The organism is Methylophaga muralis (assembly GCF_001720165.1).
In the GTDB taxonomy this organism is placed as follows: domain Bacteria; phylum Pseudomonadota; class Gammaproteobacteria; order Nitrosococcales; family Methylophagaceae; genus Methylophaga; species Methylophaga muralis.
The window spans coordinates 1-17,846 of sequence record NZ_MCRI01000038.1; the positions used below are offsets into that span (position 1 = coordinate 1).

Here is a 17,846-nt window from a genome sequence, read left to right on the forward strand (position 1 = left end):
CAAAGGAACTAGCTCCAAGCTTGATACAGATGAACATAGTCTGATGATTTAATCTAATATGTCATTAACTTATAGCAATCTGAAATTAATTAGGATCTTGAGGCAAGCCATTCATGATAGTTGGGCTTGGCTTGTGCATGTAAACCAGCTGAGCAAAATGCTTTTTCACTATCAATAATTTCACCATTATGCTCGAAAACATTCTCTTCAGCGTAATGACGAGCCCATGTTTCAAGATCTAACGCCATTTGATTCATTCTCATCGTAATCATCCTTTTATAAAAAATGTTAATTGATCCTAGAGCAATCAATTACTGATGAGCATTTTATGAGGATGATGTTTATTTAATGTGAAGATTCAATGATCTACGGTAGATATGTGATAAGGCTCACATTAACACCTGGCTAATGACCTTATTCGTTATTTAAAGGTGCCAGCCATTGCACACCTCCAAGTCTACGTTGTTGCTGAAGATTCCACTCGGCACGTTTATGCAGATGTTGTGCAGGTCTCGCTGGATTGTAATTTAACGGGCTGGGTAATGAGGAGGCCAGTAATGCTGCCTGCATCGGTGTCAGGTTTGCCGCGGTTCGGTTGAAATGATATTGACTGGCAGCTTCCAAACCAAACACGCCAGGCCCCCACTCGGCAATATTTAGATACACCTCCAGAATGCGCTGTTTGCTCCAAGAGAGTTCTATCAACAAGGTAAACCAGACTTCCAGGCCTTTTCTGAACCAGCTGCGGCCAGTCCATAAATACATATTCTTTGCGACTTGCTGACTAATGGTACTGGCTCCACGAAGTCCGCCTCTGCGTTCCCGCTCTTTTAAAGCCTGCTGTATCGCATCTACATCAAAGCCTTTATGTAAAGGGAATTTCTGATCCTCAGAAGCCACAACAGCTAAAGCCGCATGTTTTGGAATCTCATCCCAACTTAACCAACTCTTTTGTAACTGAAAGTCTTCCGAAGAATGTATCCATCTATCCGCCATAACCATCGTGATCGGCGGGTTCACCCAGCGAAATGGCAAAACCAGCAACACGCTCAACAATACAAACGCCAATATCGTTAGCAGCAACACACGGAAAATAAAACGATACACTCGACGCACAGTCATTCCTAAACAAAATAGGCATCTTCAATGATGCAAACCTGCACATAATGAGACGTTTATTTTAGCCATGCAACATTGATTAATATTGCGATATCCAAACACGCTTTAACTTTAAGCCTATTCCAGTCTTCGTAATAACAACATTGGCGAGACGGTTAATACCGGTGTTAATTGCCAACGTCCCAATATCGCAAGAATAACGGCACTGATAAAGGGCATGCTCAATACCACCGGCCAATGCCAGCGAAACTCACCGTCAAACATACGATATTGCAACGCCCATACGGCTATTTCGGCGGCCAGCACACCCAGAATGCCTGCCAGAAAACCAATTAAGGCAAACTCCAGCATGGTCGCTCTGACTAATAATCGTTGTTGACCACCAATGGTTCGTAATAAGGCTCCCTCACGTTGACGTTCTGACATCGTGGCACTGACCACCGCCACCATCACTGCAATGGCAGCTAATAAAATCATCACTAATATCGCTTCAACAGCCTGCGTTACTTGCCGAATGATTTGCTGAATACGTTCGATAATATGATCAATTTCCAGTACTGAAATGGTTGGGAACTGCCTTACAAAATCATTGAGTAACTGTTTATCCTGCTCAGCAAGATAAAAGCTGGTCAATGAGGTGCTAGGCAGTCCATCTATCGCCCCTTTCGGTGGAAAGATGAGGAAAAAGTTAGGCCGCATACTGTCCCATTGCACACTGCGAATACTGGTGATGGTGGCGGTTATTTTTTCAGCCCCGACGGTAAAGCCAAGTTCATCCCCCACTTCAACACCCAATGACTCAGCTAATGACTGTTCAATTGAAAGTCCCTTGGTCTCATCGGCTTCAAACCATTGCCCAGCAATAACCTGATTATCGTCAGGATAGGAATCGGAAATCGTCAGGTTCAATTCCCGGCGCAGTTCGTCATCATCTTTGTTTAATGCGACTTCTACAGCTGGTTGAGAATTGATCTCCGTTAATCTGCCCCTAATGATTGGATATAACGGACTACGGTTTATCTGATGTTGATTAAAGAAAGCCTCTACCTCATCAACTGATTCCGGTGCAATATTCAGCAGAAAGTGATTCGGTGCATCTTCCGGCAACTGTGCCTGCCAATCGGCTAACAGCGAAGAACGCACCAGAATCAATGTGGCTGCCAACATAATGGTCATGGCAAACACTGACATTTGCGATAAGGTGGCATTACGATGTCGATATAAGGCAATCACTGCCAATCGCCAGCTGCCCTTGCCTGCTGGAAACCGGCGTAATATCCAGATAAGTCCCGCGCCAGCAATCGCTAATGAAACCACCAATGCGATAACCGCTCCAAGCAACGCCATTACCAGCACAATATCGTTGACATATACCCATAACAGACCAAATATCACTACGACTGCTAATAGCAAATCCTTGGCTAAAGCTGATGAATCATTACTTGGCAAACTGCGAAACACCCGCATTGCAGGTGTATTACGTAAACGGTCGATAGGCGGATAGGCAAAAGCAAACAACGCCACTAGTGCAGTAAGGATTGCAGGCCAGAGTTGCCAGAAATCCACTTCAAACTGTAATGGCTGATCCATTAATTGTGCTGTCATCGAGGCTAATAACCAGGCAGCCGGAATCGCAAGCATTAAGCCAATCAACGTAGAAATCAGCCCCCAAACGACCAGTCGCGATATATAGAGTTTGCGAATGCGTTTACCGGTTAATCCCATGGTTTTTAACAAGGCCACACGATCTCGCTGGCTGAGGGCATATTGTCTGCTGGCAACCGCAATCGCCACTACCGCCAGTAATACGGCAAGACTGCCTCCCAGTAACAGGAAACCTTCTGCTTTATCCAGCGACTCACCCAAGGTTTCCCCTTGCCGGACATTTATCCACCGATAATTTTCAGTTAGCTGTGGTTCCAACCACGATTCAAAATCCGCTAATGCAGCTGAATTTCCGGCAAACAGACCACGATGCCGAACACGACTGCCCGGTTGAATCACCTCAGTTGCTGCGACATCATCAATATGCATCATTACCCTGGGCGCGAGATCAGAAAGCCGAAAGCCGCCATCGGGTTCCCGCACGATAACACCGCTCACTTTAAGCGTAGTTGCCCCCACTTCTAGTGAATCGCCGGGCTGCAGTTCCAATAAGCGCATTAACCGCGGATTTAACCAGACTTCACCCGGTTTTGGACCGGATGTGATTGTTTCTCGATCGCCATCCAGATTAGCTTGCCATTCAAGCTCACCGCGAAGTGGATAGGCATTATCAACGGCTTTAATTGCCACCAGTTGAAACTGCGTTTCATTGGACACCATGGTGCCAAATTCCACCATTCGACCTACTTCCAGTCCCTGGTTAATGGCTTCCGCATACCATGCTTCTGGTATAGGAGCATTAGTTCGACTATTTAACTGCCGATCCGCCGCTAAAAAGCCACTGGCCGATGTCATTAAGGTGCGCTGTAAATGATCGGCAAACGCATTAATTGTCGCCACCGTTGCTACGGCAATTATCATTGCCAGCAGCATGACTTTGACGTTTCGCTCACGTAAGTCCTGACTGAACGAGATAACTTTGCTGGTCACACTCATGCAGCTGTCACCGTTTGCTTGTCAGATTGTTTTTCGTGCAAAACACCTGCCTCAATCACAAAATGCCGCTGACAACGATCTGCCAGCTGTTGATCATGTGTCACCATCACCAACGTGGTCCCTTGCTCACGATTTAATGTCATTAACAATTCGGTGATTGCTTCGCCGGTGCGAGTATCCAAATTACCGGTGGGTTCATCGGCAAATAACACCTGTGGATCCACAGCAAACGCTCTGGCAATGGCGACACGTTGCTGTTCGCCCCCAGATAATTGTCGCGGGGTATGCTGCATGCGCTCAGCTAAACCCACCCTATCAAGTAACCCCTCAGCCTTAGACCTTGCATCAGGTAAGCCAGCTAACTCTATGGGTAACATGACATTTTCAATAGCAGATAACGTAGGTAATAATTGAAATGATTGAAATACAAAACCAACACGTCTGGATCTCAGGCTGGCACGTTCATCTTCCGACAAAGCACTGATAAGATGTCCATCAAGATGCACGGTGCCGCTGGTCGGTAAATCCAGCCCTGCCAACAAACCCAACAGTGTGGTTTTACCGGAACCTGAGCGACCAACGATTGCAGCTGATTCACCTTTGCCGATGCTGAGATTGACCTGCTGCAGAATCGTCAGTGAGTCAGTACCCAAATCAACAGAATGCGACAGATTTTGTACCTCAATCATGAAGTCGTTTGATGGATTCGGTTGTCTATCTGTGGACATGCTTTCCTCACAAAATTAATTGGCGGTTATGAAAACCTTATTACCTACACATAAATTGTTTATTTATCTGCTGTTCGTTTTGTTCAGCTTTCAGCTGCAAGCGGCTGAACCACAGCGGAAAAACCTGTTAATTGTTGGTGACAGTCTCAGTGCTGCCTACGGCATCGACAGTGATGCCGCCTGGGTTGAACTGCTTAAAGATCGTCTTGAACAGGAAACACCTGGCAGCTGGAATGTTGCCAATGCCAGTATCAGTGGTGAAACAACCGACGGTGGTTTACGCAGATTACCGGATTTACTGGAAAAACATGATCCTGCCATTGTCGTCATTGAGTTAGGCGGTAATGATGGATTACGCGGCTTTCCACCCGATGTTATTCGCAACAATTTAGCCAGAATGATTGAATTATCACAACAGCGTGAGGCTGAAGTATTACTGGTTGGCATTGAAATTCCACCTAATTATGGTCCTCGTTATACCACGGCTTTCGCCAATGTTTATTCCAGTCTGGCAGAAGAATATAATCTCGCCTTCCTGCCTTTTTTCCTTGCCGACGTTTATGATGGCGAGGCGATGATGCAGGCTGATGGCATTCATCCAACGGCAAAAGCACAACCTCAATTACTCGACAACATCTGGTCAGAATTATTGACACTGTTGGAACAGTAACCTGTCGCTCTCATGCCAACCGATTATCTGACTCTATCTATAGCTGAAATGTTGCCTGATGACTGATTTAAATATGTACTTTCAAATTATTAAAACCGTTGATTGCCTTACTGCATGATTAAAGCCGTTATTTTTGATATGGATGGTGTGATTGTTGATTCCGAACAAATCTGGGATGACGCCGAAAAACACGTGTTTTCCAGCTACGGTATCGATATAACTGAGTCTGACCAGCTGAATACCCGCAATATGAATATGCAGCAAGTATCGCAATATTGGTCTCAAAAGGCCCGGACTCCTTTCTCACTTGAAGAGTCAGAACAGAACGTTATTCAGCGAGTTTGCCAACAGATTCAGCAAACACCCGTGGCGATGCAAGGTGCTCTGAATTTACTGAAGCAAATCCACACAATGAATTTTCCTATTGGTCTTGCCACCAACGCGCCAAAACCCGTATGTCATACCGTATTGCAATGTCTACAAATTGAAACGTATTTCACATCAGTTCAAACTGCCGATGATGTCAAAAACACCAAACCCCATCCGGAAATTTATCTGAAAAGTGCTGACAACCTAAAGGTAGATCCACAGCATTGTCTGGTTTTCGAAGATTCTCCAACCGGAGTTAGAGCGGCGCACGCAGCTGGAATGCAGGTTATTTATGTCAATCCGATCCGGGTTGCTGATCATGCAATCAACACCATGACAAGAACCAGTTTCCAATCGCTCATGCAATTTAATATCGATGAGCTCGAATCTCTTTCATTGTGCCAGTAAAACTCACATTACCTCGTTGAACCTATGCCATGGAAGCAATGGTTTTGCGAAAACGACTTAACGATAAACCAAATAAAGCGCCACCCAGCAGAATCAAACTTAAAAACTGTGGCCAGACTTCACTTATCCCTGCTCCACGATAAAGAATTGATTGGGCCAGCATCACAAAGTGTGTGTTGGGCGCCAACAACATAATGTGCTGAATAATATCCGGCATACTTTCGCGGGGAGTTGTACCACCCGATAAAACCTGTAATGGCAACAGAATTAATACCATCAACAAACCGAATTGAGGCATAGATCGGGCGATGGTACCAAGAAAAATACCTAACGATGTTGTGGCAAATAGATGCAGCAACGTGCCAAACAAAAACAGTCCGACTGAGCCATGCAGCGGCACTGCCAGCCAAAGTTGCACCACTAACCATAACGACAAAGCTGTCGCCACCAACACGACTAAAGCCATCGACCAGACTTTGCTGGCCATGATTTCAAAAGGTGTCACCGGCATCACCAGTAAATGTTCGACTGTGCCGTGCTCACGCTCTCTAATCAGTGCTGCACCGGTCAGAATAATTGACAGCATGGTGATGTTATTGATGACCTGCATAACTGCACCGAACCACTGGCTGTTGAGTTCAGTATTAAACTTGGCACGTAAGACCAAATCCACCGGCGTCACGCTGACCTGTCGGTGGCGCTCTACAAACGTGGTGATTTCGCCACTGACAATCGACTGCACATAGCTGTTACCGGTAAACGCCTGTCCCATGCGCGTGGCATCAATATTCAACTGAATAGCGGGTTGATGCCCCGCCAGCAGATCACGCTGAAAATTGGACGGAATATGCAAGGCAAAGGTATCAATCCCCATATCCATTCGGGCATCAACTTCATGCTGTTCAATCAGCACCGGTGGTTTGAAATACGGCGGATAAAAAGCATCCACAATGCGCATTGATAAGGGTGAGCGATCATCATCAACAATCGCTATCGGTGCATTATTCAACGAATCAATCATCGCTGTGGCAGCCGTATAAACTGACAAACTGAATGCGTAAACAATAAAAATCATCAACACCGGATCACGCCACAGACTACGCAGCTCTTTTATTCCCAAATGCAAAATATTGCTAACGGCCATTTCAGCGTTCCTGCTTTTTCAATAACATGACACCGATAATCAATAAAACCGGTGCAGCAATAAACAGCGCGATAAATGCCGGTTGTAATTCTGCATAAGACAAGCCTTTAGAAAACACCCCTCGCGAAATCGTCAAAAAGTGCGTAGCGGGATAAACCTCACCAATCCACCTGCCGACACCTTGCATTGAAGACACGGGATCAATCATTCCGGAAAACTGCACTGCCGGAACCAGTGTTAACAGTGCTGTGCCAAATAACGCTGCGATCTGACTGCGGGTAAATGCTGAAATCAATAAACCCAGTGAGGTGGCACAAAAAACATACAGCAATGCAGCAAATGCCAAGGTGAAAAAGCTGCCGGTAAACGGCACCTGAAATATAAACACTGCAAACAGCACTAGCAGCACAAAATTCAACATGCCGAGTCCGATATAAGGGAGTTGTTTGCCCAGTAGGAATTCCAATCGGGTCACTGGCGTGACATACAGATTCACAATCGAGCCCAGCTCTTTTTCACGCACCACCGAAAGTGCCGTCAACATCGACAGAATCAGCATCAACAATAATGGAATCATTGCCGGTACGATTGCCACCAGACTTTTTACATCCGGGTTATAACGAAAGCGTGTTTCGATAATGGCTGGCTGGGCAATAACTGCAGAGCCAAGTATTTCTCTTGATTTGGTGGTAAGCCAATGACTGTGCATTCCCTGCACATAACCACGAATATTTTCACCGCGGGTTGGCATCGAACCATCAATCCACGCGCCAATTTCAACGGTCTGCCCACGTGCCAGATCTCTGCCGAAACCATAGGGGATCTCTATTGCCAGACTCAGCTCACCTGATTGCATTCGCCGCTCTATTTCAGCATGACTATACAACTCGGGTTGTTCAATAAAATAACGTGAACCAGATAGATTTAATCTGTAATCACGGCTGGTAGCCGTTTGATCAGCATCCAACACCGCAAATTTGAGATCTTCAACATCCATATTGATGCCATATCCCACCACAAACATCAGCAGTAAAGTACCCACCATCGCCAGCGTCAGGCGTATTGGATCTCTCAGTAATTCAAGTGTTTCCCGGCGACTGTAACTATATAAACGCCGCAGATTAAAGGCATCGGTAGTATTAACGGTTGTATTCGATTGAGTAGTTGCAGGCATCGAAGATTTGGTTGTTTCATTAAGGTCACTTTGCGGTGTAGCTTCACGCAGCACTTCTTGCTGAAGATATTCCACAAAGGCATCTTCCAGAGAAGCTGAATGTCGGGCGTTTTTTAGATTTTCAGGAGTGTCGGTCACCAGCACCCTGCCCGCATGCATCAATGAAATTCGATCGCAACGCTCTGCTTCATTCATAAAATGTGTCGAGATAAAGATGGTCACACCATCTTGACGCGCCAAATCCACCAAGATCTGCCAGAACGCATCGCGAGCAATAGGATCCACTCCCGAAGTAGGTTCATCGAGAATCAGCATTTCCGGTCCGTGAATCATCGCTACCGCAAGGGATAATCGCTGTCGTTGTCCTAAAGGCAAAGCATCGGGCAAGCTGTCCAGCACGGCTTGCAGTTCAAAGCGTTTGGCCATTTCCAGGATTCGACCAGCAATCTGCTGGCTGGGTAATTTGAATAAACGTGCATGCAGATCCAGATTCTGTCTTACCGTAAGTTCGCCATACAACGAGAATGACTGGGTCATATAGCCAACTCGCTGGCGAATACTCAGATCATGCGGATCAATTGCTTTGCCAAATAATTTGGCTTGGCCTTCTGTCGCAGCCAACAGGCCGGTCAGCATTTTCATCGTCGTGGTTTTGCCACAACCGTTGGATCCGAGGAAACCAAAAATCTCACCACGAGGTATTTTAAAACTCACTTTATCGACAGCAGTAAAGTGCCCAAACCGCATCGTCAGCTGATCCGCCTCAATGGCAAATTCATCCTGCGTCGTAGCATTACGTGGTGGAATCACTACGGGTTTATGGCGATCTCGCTGTTCATCAGGCAATAAGGCAATAAATGCTGATTCCAGTGAGGTGGTCGAAGTCTGCTGAAGAATTTGCTGCGGGGTACCTGTAGTAAGTACCTTTCCCTGATTGATGGCTACCAACCAGTCAAAATCCGCCGCCTCTTCCATGTAGGCTGTGGCCACTAAAACACTCATGGTCGGGTTTTCGCTGCGGATGCGATTAATCAATGTCCAGAATTGACGTCTGGATAATGGATCCACACCGGTTGTCGGTTCATCCAGAATGAGTAAATCCGGATCATGTATCAGTGCACAGCATAAGCCGAGTTTTTGTTTCATACCGCCGGATAACTTTCCGGCTGGTCGATCTGCAAATTCTGTCAATCCGGTGGCATCAAGTAACTGGCTGATCCGTTGTTCACGTTCAGCCCGATCTTGACCAAATAAACGTGCAAAAAAATCTACATTTTCAAATACAGAAAGTGTGTGGTAAAGATTTTTGCCCAGCCCTTGTGGCATATAGGCAATCCGTGGACATACCGCCTGACGATGGAGTTTATTTCGCATATCACCGCCAAGTACTTCAACCTCACCCTGTTGAATTGCATGCGCACCGGATATCAACGAAAACAAACTGGACTTACCAACACCATCGGGCCCGATAATGCCAACCATCACGCCGGCAGGAATCGTGAGATTCAGCGCATTTAACGCTATCGTTTTGCCATAATGAAGACTGACATTTTTCAGCACTGCCACTGATTGCTGGCTGCTTAATTCCGTCAACGGTTTGGCAGACATTAAGGGATCCTCACCGCCAGATGTTCTGGCCACTCTCCTTGTGAGTCTTCAAGAATAAAAGCCATGCCCGGTAACCCGGTTTTTACTCTGAGAATATTCGCATCCAGCAAGTCTTTCGGGATTTGCGCCCGCACCCGGAACATCAGCTTTTCCCGTTCACTGGCGGTTTCAACTGTCTTCGGAGTGAACTGTGCGACATCGGCAACAAAGGATACGTTGGCTGGAAAAACATAGTTGGGTGCCGCATCCAGAATGATTCTGACCTCGGTACCTAATGCTAAACGACCAGCCCGGTTCGTAGGTAAGAAAAAGGTCATATAGACATCACGCAGATCCACCAGATTCAGAACCCGGCCACCCGCTGCAATGACTTCGCCCGGTTGAGCAATTCGATATTGAACTCTGCCATCACGTACCGCTTTGAGTTCACTATCCGTAATATCAGCCTGAATACGATCAATGCTCGCCTGCGATCCTAACAAAGCCGATTCAGCTCCCGCCATTTGTGCCCTGGCTGTCACAATAGCTGCATCTGCAGCGGCAACTTGTGCTTTTGACGCACTGACCGCAGCGATAGCACTTTGTTGTCTGGCAAAATCATCATCAGATTCCTGCTGTGAGGTTGCACCGCGCCCTGCTAAAGAAGAAGATCGTTCATATCGCTTGCGGGCAACATTCAGTTCAGCTTCACGTTGTGCAACCAGTGCTAAAGCGGCTTGTCTTTCAGCCTCACGTTGCACTAATTGACTATTGGCTATGGCAACAGAACTTTCAGCCTGATGAAATAAGGCCTGCGCTTCTCGCAATTGAGCCATCAGGTTTTCTGTATCCATCCTGGCGACTACCTGACCTGCAGTCACAAACTCGCCTTCATCAACCAAAATATCCTCAATACGACCTGCGGTTTTACTAGCCACATCTATTTCCGTGGCTTCAATCCGGCCATTTCCATAAACCAAACCTGCATAGGGATCGGGAGCGAGAAACAAACGCCATAATAAGAATGCTGACAGAGCAATGAATGCCAAGAGAATTGCGGCACGCAACAAGTGAGTATTTCGGGAGGTTGTCATCCGTAGCGTCCTTTATAAAATCAAACCAGTTTGAACAGCAATACTAATGATTAACAGCCAGAGTTATTGATGGATAGATGTGGCTTTTTCATCTTGTGTTGGTTGGCAGATAGTCTACGGAAAGATTGAACCGTAATGACTAATTATTCCACTCATCAATATTTCTCTATCAATGCGAGCAGTGTACGCCAAAAATGTTTGATGAAACCGTGAGGTTTGGTCTAAGAACTAGTCTTTTGATGCAGATCAAATGGAATGCATAAGCACGGAAATTATGCTCAGGGTTGATGTTGCTCACAGCCTTGAAAGACTTGCTGTTCAACAGTTTCCTCAGGTAGATCATCCGGGAAGGTATAAGCGAGATTAATTGCCAAATCAACCACTCGTAAAAATTCATCATTTGCAAATTCAGGGCGCAAACTCTGTTCAACTTCTTGTTTGGATTTTCCAGACTGCTTGTGATGGTAATAATCGCCAGTAAGATTGGCGATAAGTTCACACTGTTTGTTGTCTTCCATCTCGTCTGCAAGAAGTGGAAGGCTCAATGAAGCCAAAATGGGTAGAACCAGAAACATAGGTGTTTTCATCAGCATCTCGACGATTTATATAAATATCAGCATAGATACGACTATCAATAAATCATAAAAATCCGCCATCAAAACAATTACTCTGAGCAAAAAAAACGGCCTGAAAAGACCGTTTTTATATGCTTATGTGATTATCAAGGTTGTGGCGTATTAAATATTTTCACAATCTTGTCATTCTTGATAATGACATGTGTTTCCTGCTTTTCGACAATGCGATAAAGCCATTTTTCAAACTGGTCATTTTCCTGATCTGAATCAGCGACTTTACGCAGCACAGGTCGAGTGTGTACGCTGACAAATGCCGGCTCCCAATATTGTCCGCATATCGCTTTGATATCGTCAGTACTCATACCAATGGTAATGCTATTGGCACCGCAGGCCATGCTGCTTTCATGCGAAGAAGAATTCCCGGCAAATGCCGATGCTGAAACTAACAATGTCGCCATTGAGACTGAAATAAGAGAAGTTAAAGACATGATTTTCCTCGCAAAGTTGACGCTGCTCTCAGTTAAATTCGAGACAATATGCGACTTTAAGATGCTGTTCGTCAACAGCTAAGTACCTAAATTGGCAAATTTTTTTCATTTTTTTGTAAATTTCGTTATCTCCATGATCAAAAACTGCTGCTTTTTGCCCAATAACATTTGAATTTAGGCGTTGAGTGATGTTTATACTGGTCATCACTTTTCATAATTCGGAATGTTATTGAAATGTCGCTTAGACCCATATATATCCCTTATGCTGGCCCAGTCCTGTTAGCTACTTCATTACTGAATAAAGGCACAGCATTTAGCGAGTCCGAGCGACAGCAATTCAATCTTAAGGGTTTGATACCGCAACGTTTTGAAACGATCGAGCAACAGGCTGAACGCGCCTATCAGCAATATTCCAGTTTTATCGAACCGATTAACAAACATATTTACCTGCGGACTATCCAGGATAATAACGAGACTTTGTTCTATTACCTGCTCGAACATCATCTGCAAGAAATGATGCCAATCATTTATACCCCTACCGTGGGAGATGCCTGCGAACGCTTTTCACAGATCTATCGCCGGGCCAGAGGATTGTTTATCTCTTATCCCGACCGACATCATATTGATGAGATTCTGCTTAATGCCACGAAACGCAATGTCAAAGTTGTTGTAGTGACGGATGGCAGTCGTATTCTTGGCTTGGGTGATCAAGGTGTTGGCGGTATGGGCATCCCGATCGGTAAGCTTTCTTTATATACCGTTTGTGGAGGCATCAGCCCGGCTTATACCCTGCCCATTATGCTGGATGTCGGGACCGACAATACCGATTTGCTGAATAACCCTCAATACATTGGCTGGCAACATCCACGAATCGATGCTCAGCAATACGATGAGTTTATGGATTTATTTATTACCGCCATCAAAAAACGCTGGCCCAATGTACTACTGCAATTTGAAGATTTTGAACAACGCAAAGCTTTGCCATTACTCAATCGTTATCGCGATGAATTATGTTGTTTTAATGATGATATTCAGGGAACCGCGGCTGTCACTGTTGGCTCATTATTGGCCGCTTGTCGTGCCAAACAACAAACTCTCTCTGAACAAACCATCGTATTTGTTGGAGCCGGTTCTGCAGGATGCGGTATTGCCGAACAAGTCGTCGCTCAAATGATGACTGAAGGTACCAGCGAACTCGTTGCACGCCAACGGATATTCATGATTGATCGACCAGGTTTACTGACCCAATCATTACCCGGGCTACCTGAGTTTCAGCAAAAGCTTGCCCAACTGGATCTGGTGTGTGCTAACTGGAATATCTCTGGTATCAATCCCAATCTGGCGGAAGTTATTGAGAATGCCCGTCCAACGGTGTTAATTGGTGTTTCCGGTCAGGCAGGAATTTTTACCGAAGCAATAATTAAATCCATGTATTCGCATTGTCAGAAACCGATCATTTTCCCGTTAAGTAATCCATCCAAGCAGATAGAAGCTCATCCACAGCAGCTTATCGAATGGACAGACGGCAATGCACTTATTGCGACCGGCAGCCCTTTTATGCCCGTTATTTACCAGCAAAAGCTTTATCCCATTGCTCAATGCAATAACAGTTATATTTTCCCGGGATTGGGGTTGGCAGTTGTTGCCGCCAAGATAGAACGGATCACCGATGAGATGTTGATGGTAGCAAGCGAAATATTGGCAAGCGCCTCACCGATGGCTACCGATGGTCACCAGGAACTTCTCCCACCCCTGACCGAAACCGCCGAACTCAGTAAAAAAATTGCCTTTGCTGTTGCAATACTCGCTCAACGAAAACAATTAGCCCCAGAAATGTCCGAAGCCTCACTAATGCAGGCTATTGAAGATAACTTCTGGAAACCCCGTTATCGTGATTACCAGCGGGTGAATGTATAAGATAAAAAAGGGCTTGCAGTGAACAACTACAAGCCCTTTTGAATAAGCTGATATCACTATTTGATTAGAAATCCATTGTGGCTGTTAGGGTGACTGTGCGAGGAGCACCCAATACCAGATACCCTGTACCAACCGTTCCATTAGCGCCTACATATCCACCTGCCGAAGCCCAGTAGTCTCTATCAAGAACATTATTCACTCTGGCTCGTAATGTGAGATCTTTACCATTCACTTGCATTAAATACCTTGCACCGATATCCACTCGCGTCCAGCTAGGTAATTTCAAATCGTTGGCAGAATCTGCGTACATTGATCCCGTGTAGATAATTCGGCTATCAAGTGCCAAACCACTGACCTGTGGTACTTCCCATTCTGCGCCAATATTTGCTTGATATTCAGGAATGCCCACTACACGGTTCCCGTCTAAATCATCACTTCCGGTTTTATCCTGTTTAGCATCTAGCCAAGTCACACCACCCAGTAACTTAATATCATCAGTTAATAAACCAAAGGTCGTTAACTCGATACCTTGATGGTTGTTCTCGCCAGAAGTTTCAAAAACTGGATTGGCAGGATCTGAGGTATCGGTGAAAGAACGAGGCATATCGGTGGTGAAATAAGCGAGTCCCCAACCTAAATAATCAGAGTCATATTTCAAACCGATTTCTTTTTGCTCAGCTACGTATGGAGACTGTGCTTCACCTCTATTAACTAGGTCTATCCCATTAAACTGTTCTGGGGCCGTTTCCCCCTGACGTAGACTTTCAATGTAATTACCATACACAGACAACTGGGGTGTGAGTTTATAAACCATTCCTACTACAGGAGTGTTTTCTGTTGCTTTATAGTCACTGGTTTTGTCACCTGTACTGTAATCATAGGTTTTTACTTCTATCGTCTGCCTACGGATACCAAGTGTTAATAGAAACTTCTCGTCGAAGAATGACAAAGTATCGCCAATGGCATAACTCTGAAGTTGAACTGAATTTGTTAAAGTGGGAGTCAAATCTGAATTAGTTTGAAAACCAAGTGGTGGTTGTGACACATCAACAGGATTGTATAAGTTGGTTAATAAAGTACTTCCTGTCCCATAAGCGTTTTTTTGAATCTAATTCAAAAAATGAAGCAGACATTACCCATTCATGTCCTACATTACCTGTATTGAATAAGCCACGAAGACCAAGTTCACCGGTATCGACCTCATCTTTACGAGCATTATCAAATCGAAAGAAATTTCCTTGTCCAGAATTAGCATCTGTTACACGAATATTGGCTAAGGAGTTTTCCTCCTCGGTGCGACGTAATCCATAAGCAGCCCACGCCGTTGTCGTTTCCGTGACATCATATTCACCACGCATAGTGCCAAACCAGTCTTGCTCATCAGAATACGACCAGGGTTGAGCCCAATTGCTATCAGAGTTTGGGGCAGAAGGAATGCGATCAAGCCCTAATAGAGTTACATTAGTACGTGTTTCGTCCAGTTGATTATCCTGATAACCGATATCTGCTGATAAGCGGGCTCTATCCCCTCTCCAATCCAGGCCAACAGAAAACAAGCCTAATTGGGTTTCTTCATCATCAATTGCAGTGCCACCATCGCGGTAAGCCGTATTAACACGTAAACCAAACTGTTTTTCTTCTCCAAATCGTCTGGCGATATCGGCAGAAACAAGCCCTTGCTGTCCATGTTCTGTTCCAACCGTAATTCTATTCAATGGCTCATTAGGCGCACGCTTTGGGAGTAAATTAACATTACCGCCGATGCCGCCACCACTTGGTGAAGCGCCGGAAAGAAATGAAGAAGCACCTCGTAAAAGCTCTACACGCTCAAAAAGTTCTGTAGCTATATACTGGCGAGGTAACAGTGAATAAAGACCGTTATAAGCAATATCATCAGAACTCAACACAAAGCCACGAATAAAGTAGGATTCCTGAAAGTTACCAAATCCTCTTGCCACCCTTACTGATGGATCATTTTGCAAAACATCGCCAACACTTCGTGCCTGACGATCTTGAATAAATTCGTTGGTATACGCCGTGATATTGAATGGGCTATCTAAATGATCAAGGGTTCCAAGAATGCCCGCTCTTCCACCTACTGCGACCTGGCCACCGCTATGTGCTGGAGATAATCCTTCAGCAGAAGCATCCGCACTGGCGGTGACCGTGATAGATTCAAGTTCTGCCGAATCGTTTACCATCTCAGCGGCGCTAACTGAATGTATTGCGAGCAAAGCCAAACTTATTGACATCGCTAATGGTGATAAATTTGTTCGCATGAATCTTTTCCAGCCTCAATAAAAAAACATATGTTACGCTGAGGCCGATTAACAGTAAATACAAATCATTATCGTTTAGATAAGTATGAATCGTTATGCAAAAAAACAATTGAAGACAATCAAGATTTAACTAATGAGGTTTGCTATTATTTGCCGGTCAAATACTGACATGTCGCTATGTTGTTGGGCATGGTCGACGAGAAAAGCAATCGGTTTGTCGCATGACAACCATGATTCATACTTTTAAATATCAGGATTTTTATGCCAGAAATTATTATTGAAAAAAACCCGAGCGAAGCACGTTTACAAGAATTAGGCGTGTCAGGTTGGGAAATTTGGGATTGCCCAGTTACTGAATTCCGTCTGGATTTCGATGAAACCGAAAAAGCTTACATTCTGGAAGGTGAAATTGTTGTTACTCCAGATGGTGGTCAACCAGTCACGATTGTTCCTGGTGATTACGTGATTTTCCCAACAGGTTTGAAAAGCATGTGGCAAGTCACCAAACAGCTGAAAAAACATTACAGCTACGATTAGTCAGAAATATTAAAAGGCATCTTCGGATGCCTTTTTTTTCACTTTTTTTCAGTATGCTCAACTTTTAACAACCGTTCATGTCTCTCACTACAATGCACACAAATAATGGAGTCAGTATGAAAGTAATCGCCTTTGCAGCCAGCAGCAGTAAACAATCTATCAACAAACAACTTGTTACTTACGCGGCAAGTCTTATCGACAATGCTGATGTAGAAGTGTTGGATTTAAATGACTATGAGTTGCCATTATTCAGTGTTGGTATTGAAAAAGATCTCGGTCAGCCTGCGCTGGCTCAAGCATTTCTCGACAAATTGGGCAGCGCTGATGCATTAGTTATTTCCTTTGCAGAACATAATGGAAATTATTCGGCTGCCTGGAAAAACCTGTTTGACTGGTGCACCCGAATCGACCAAAAAATCTTTCAGAAAAAACCTACGATTCTTCTTTCGACCTCGCCTGGTGAGCGTGGTGGTGCAACTGTGATGGATATTGCCGTTAGTTCTCTTCCTCGCTTTGCTGCAGAAATAAAAGGCAGTATGTCACTCCCCTCTTTTTATGATAATTTTGATATTGATAACGGGCGCATTATTAACGCTGAATATGACCAGCAACTGCGTCAAACGATGGCTCAATTGGCTTCCGGTTAAGTTGTCACAATTTATAAATATAGTTGCAGTATTGTTGAAACATTTAACGATAAGATATCGTTTGTTTATTCTGAGGATGTCACATGAACGACTCGACAGCAGTGTTGGAATTAAAGAAAAAAGCCAAGAAACAACTTCTTAAAATCAGTGATGAAAGCTCAGTACATAGTACTCGAGCCAAGGCTTTATTGATTTTATCTGAGGGGGCAAGCCAGGAAGAGGCGGCCGAAAAGACAACATTAAGCTTAGGGCAAGTTCGTTACTGGCTGGGACGTTATCGAGCTAACGGTTTTGCCTGTTTTCCTGAGGTAACTGAAGGAGAATCCAAGCCAAATAGCAAGTCAAAAAAATCTGATTCTAAAAAAACCAAAAAAGCAGATAAAAAAATCAAAGTTAAGAAAACCGATAAAAAGAAAGATAAAGTCAAAAAACAAAAAACATCCAAATCAAAAAAATGAGTCATTAAATTCTCACCTAGCCCTGGGTGTTGCTTGCATAATCACTATGTA

17 protein-coding genes are annotated in these 17,846 nt (G+C 44.6%); 6 read left to right on the forward strand and 11 right to left on the reverse strand.

Features of this window, described 5'->3' with window-relative positions; translation table 11 throughout:
- Positions 1-89: 89 nt before the first annotated feature.
- The 4 genes from A9E74_RS14375 to A9E74_RS11740 all read right to left on the reverse strand — a co-directional run bounded on the left by A9E74_RS14375 (position 90) and on the right by A9E74_RS11740 (position 4,448).
- Positions 90-263, reverse strand: coding sequence for a hypothetical protein (locus A9E74_RS14375; RefSeq protein WP_176718933.1), 174 nt, complete (start codon positions 261-263; stop codon positions 90-92).
- Positions 264-414: 151 nt separating this feature from the next.
- Positions 415-1,116 (reverse strand): monofunctional biosynthetic peptidoglycan transglycosylase, encoded by a 702-nt coding sequence (gene mtgA, locus A9E74_RS11730; protein WP_425412320.1) that lies wholly within the window; start codon positions 1,114-1,116, stop codon positions 415-417.
- Positions 1,117-1,236: 120 nt separating this feature from the next.
- On the reverse strand, positions 1,237-3,720 hold the full coding sequence (locus tag A9E74_RS11735) for an ABC transporter permease (protein ID WP_069296809.1): 2,484 nt from the start codon (positions 3,718-3,720) through the stop codon (positions 1,237-1,239).
- Complete coding sequence (locus tag A9E74_RS11740; RefSeq protein WP_069296810.1) at positions 3,717-4,448, reverse strand: ABC transporter ATP-binding protein; 732 nt, start codon at positions 4,446-4,448, stop codon at positions 3,717-3,719. Before A9E74_RS11740 ends, A9E74_RS11735 begins: the two co-directional genes overlap by 4 nt.
- 28 nt (positions 4,449-4,476) lie before the next feature.
- On the opposite strand from A9E74_RS11740, the gene A9E74_RS11745 reads away from it, so the two are divergent.
- Positions 4,477-5,118 carry an arylesterase gene (locus tag A9E74_RS11745; RefSeq protein WP_069296811.1) on the forward strand — a complete coding sequence of 214 codons (642 nt, stop codon included), beginning with the start codon at positions 4,477-4,479 and terminating at the stop codon, positions 5,116-5,118.
- Between the two features lie 114 nt (positions 5,119-5,232).
- Positions 5,233-5,895 carry an HAD family hydrolase gene (locus tag A9E74_RS11750; protein ID WP_069296812.1) on the forward strand — a complete coding sequence of 221 codons (663 nt, stop codon included), beginning with the start codon at positions 5,233-5,235 and terminating at the stop codon, positions 5,893-5,895.
- A gap of 22 nt (positions 5,896-5,917) precedes the next feature.
- Here the strand turns inward: A9E74_RS11750 and A9E74_RS11755 are convergent, their stop codons facing one another.
- The 5 genes from A9E74_RS11755 to A9E74_RS11775 all read right to left on the reverse strand — a co-directional run bounded on the left by A9E74_RS11755 (position 5,918) and on the right by A9E74_RS11775 (position 11,957).
- Complete coding sequence (locus tag A9E74_RS11755) at positions 5,918-7,039, reverse strand: ABC transporter permease (protein WP_069296813.1); 1,122 nt, start codon at positions 7,037-7,039, stop codon at positions 5,918-5,920.
- Between the two features lies 1 nt (position 7,040).
- On the reverse strand, positions 7,041-9,821 hold the full coding sequence (rbbA, locus tag A9E74_RS11760) for a ribosome-associated ATPase/putative transporter RbbA (protein WP_069296814.1): 2,781 nt from the start codon (positions 9,819-9,821) through the stop codon (positions 7,041-7,043).
- On the reverse strand, positions 9,821-10,894 hold the full coding sequence (locus A9E74_RS11765; protein ID WP_069296815.1) for an HlyD family secretion protein: 1,074 nt from the start codon (positions 10,892-10,894) through the stop codon (positions 9,821-9,823). The genes rbbA and A9E74_RS11765 overlap by 1 nt, the downstream gene beginning before the upstream one ends.
- Before the next feature lie 278 nt (positions 10,895-11,172).
- Positions 11,173-11,481 (reverse strand): hypothetical protein, encoded by a 309-nt coding sequence (locus A9E74_RS11770; RefSeq protein ID WP_069296816.1) that lies wholly within the window; start codon positions 11,479-11,481, stop codon positions 11,173-11,175.
- Between the two features lie 134 nt (positions 11,482-11,615).
- Positions 11,616-11,957 (reverse strand): DUF2845 domain-containing protein, encoded by a 342-nt coding sequence (locus A9E74_RS11775; protein ID WP_084003073.1) that lies wholly within the window; start codon positions 11,955-11,957, stop codon positions 11,616-11,618.
- A gap of 234 nt (positions 11,958-12,191) precedes the next feature.
- Here A9E74_RS11775 and A9E74_RS11780 point away from each other — a divergent pair, with 234 nt between their 5' ends.
- Positions 12,192-13,874, forward strand: coding sequence for an NAD-dependent malic enzyme (locus A9E74_RS11780; protein WP_069296818.1), 1,683 nt, complete (start codon positions 12,192-12,194; stop codon positions 13,872-13,874).
- A gap of 64 nt (positions 13,875-13,938) precedes the next feature.
- On the opposite strand, the gene A9E74_RS14815 is transcribed toward A9E74_RS11780, so the two are convergent.
- Positions 13,939-14,919, reverse strand: a complete 981-nt coding sequence (locus tag A9E74_RS14815; protein ID WP_245652157.1) for a TonB-dependent receptor — start codon at positions 14,917-14,919, stop codon at positions 13,939-13,941.
- 1 nt (position 14,920) lies between these two features.
- Positions 14,921-16,153, reverse strand: coding sequence for a TonB-dependent receptor (locus tag A9E74_RS14820; protein WP_245652158.1), 1,233 nt, complete (start codon positions 16,151-16,153; stop codon positions 14,921-14,923).
- Between the two features lie 261 nt (positions 16,154-16,414).
- Between A9E74_RS14820 and A9E74_RS11790 the strand changes: the two genes are divergently transcribed.
- The 3 genes from A9E74_RS11790 (at position 16,415) to A9E74_RS11800 (ending at position 17,795) form a co-directional block, all read left to right on the forward strand.
- Positions 16,415-16,690, forward strand: a complete 276-nt coding sequence (locus A9E74_RS11790) for a cupin domain-containing protein (protein WP_069296819.1) — start codon at positions 16,415-16,417, stop codon at positions 16,688-16,690.
- Between the two features lie 116 nt (positions 16,691-16,806).
- On the forward strand, positions 16,807-17,337 hold the full coding sequence (locus tag A9E74_RS11795) for an NADPH-dependent FMN reductase (RefSeq protein WP_069296820.1): 531 nt from the start codon (positions 16,807-16,809) through the stop codon (positions 17,335-17,337).
- 83 nt (positions 17,338-17,420) lie between these two features.
- Complete coding sequence (locus A9E74_RS11800; RefSeq protein ID WP_069296821.1) at positions 17,421-17,795, forward strand: helix-turn-helix domain-containing protein; 375 nt, start codon at positions 17,421-17,423, stop codon at positions 17,793-17,795.
- Positions 17,796-17,846 lie beyond the last annotated feature (51 nt).

Coding starts and splice junctions, on each gene's coding strand:
- A9E74_RS14820 (WP_245652158.1), bottom strand. CDS start 16,153: ATGCGAACAAATTTATCACCATTAGCGATGTCAATAAGTTTGGCTTTG.
- A9E74_RS11740 (WP_069296810.1), bottom strand. CDS start 4,448: ATGTCCACAGATAGACAACCGAATCCATCAAACGACTTCATGATTGAG.
- A9E74_RS14375 (WP_176718933.1), bottom strand. CDS start 263: ATGAGAATGAATCAAATGGCGTTAGATCTTGAAACATGGGCTCGTCAT.
- A9E74_RS11780 (WP_069296818.1), top strand. CDS start 12,192: ATGTCGCTTAGACCCATATATATCCCTTATGCTGGCCCAGTCCTGTTA.
- A9E74_RS11735 (WP_069296809.1), bottom strand. CDS start 3,720: ATGAGTGTGACCAGCAAAGTTATCTCGTTCAGTCAGGACTTACGTGAG.
- A9E74_RS11750 (WP_069296812.1), top strand. CDS start 5,233: ATGATTAAAGCCGTTATTTTTGATATGGATGGTGTGATTGTTGATTCC.
- rbbA (WP_069296814.1), bottom strand. CDS start 9,821: ATGTCTGCCAAACCGTTGACGGAATTAAGCAGCCAGCAATCAGTGGCA.
- A9E74_RS11755 (WP_069296813.1), bottom strand. CDS start 7,039: ATGGCCGTTAGCAATATTTTGCATTTGGGAATAAAAGAGCTGCGTAGT.
- A9E74_RS11790 (WP_069296819.1), top strand. CDS start 16,415: ATGCCAGAAATTATTATTGAAAAAAACCCGAGCGAAGCACGTTTACAA.
- A9E74_RS11745 (WP_069296811.1), top strand. CDS start 4,477: ATGAAAACCTTATTACCTACACATAAATTGTTTATTTATCTGCTGTTC.
- A9E74_RS11770 (WP_069296816.1), bottom strand. CDS start 11,481: ATGAAAACACCTATGTTTCTGGTTCTACCCATTTTGGCTTCATTGAGC.
- A9E74_RS11800 (WP_069296821.1), top strand. CDS start 17,421: ATGAACGACTCGACAGCAGTGTTGGAATTAAAGAAAAAAGCCAAGAAA.
- A9E74_RS11775 (WP_084003073.1), bottom strand. CDS start 11,957: ATGTCTTTAACTTCTCTTATTTCAGTCTCAATGGCGACATTGTTAGTT.
- A9E74_RS11795 (WP_069296820.1), top strand. CDS start 16,807: ATGAAAGTAATCGCCTTTGCAGCCAGCAGCAGTAAACAATCTATCAAC.
- A9E74_RS11765 (WP_069296815.1), bottom strand. CDS start 10,894: ATGACAACCTCCCGAAATACTCACTTGTTGCGTGCCGCAATTCTCTTG.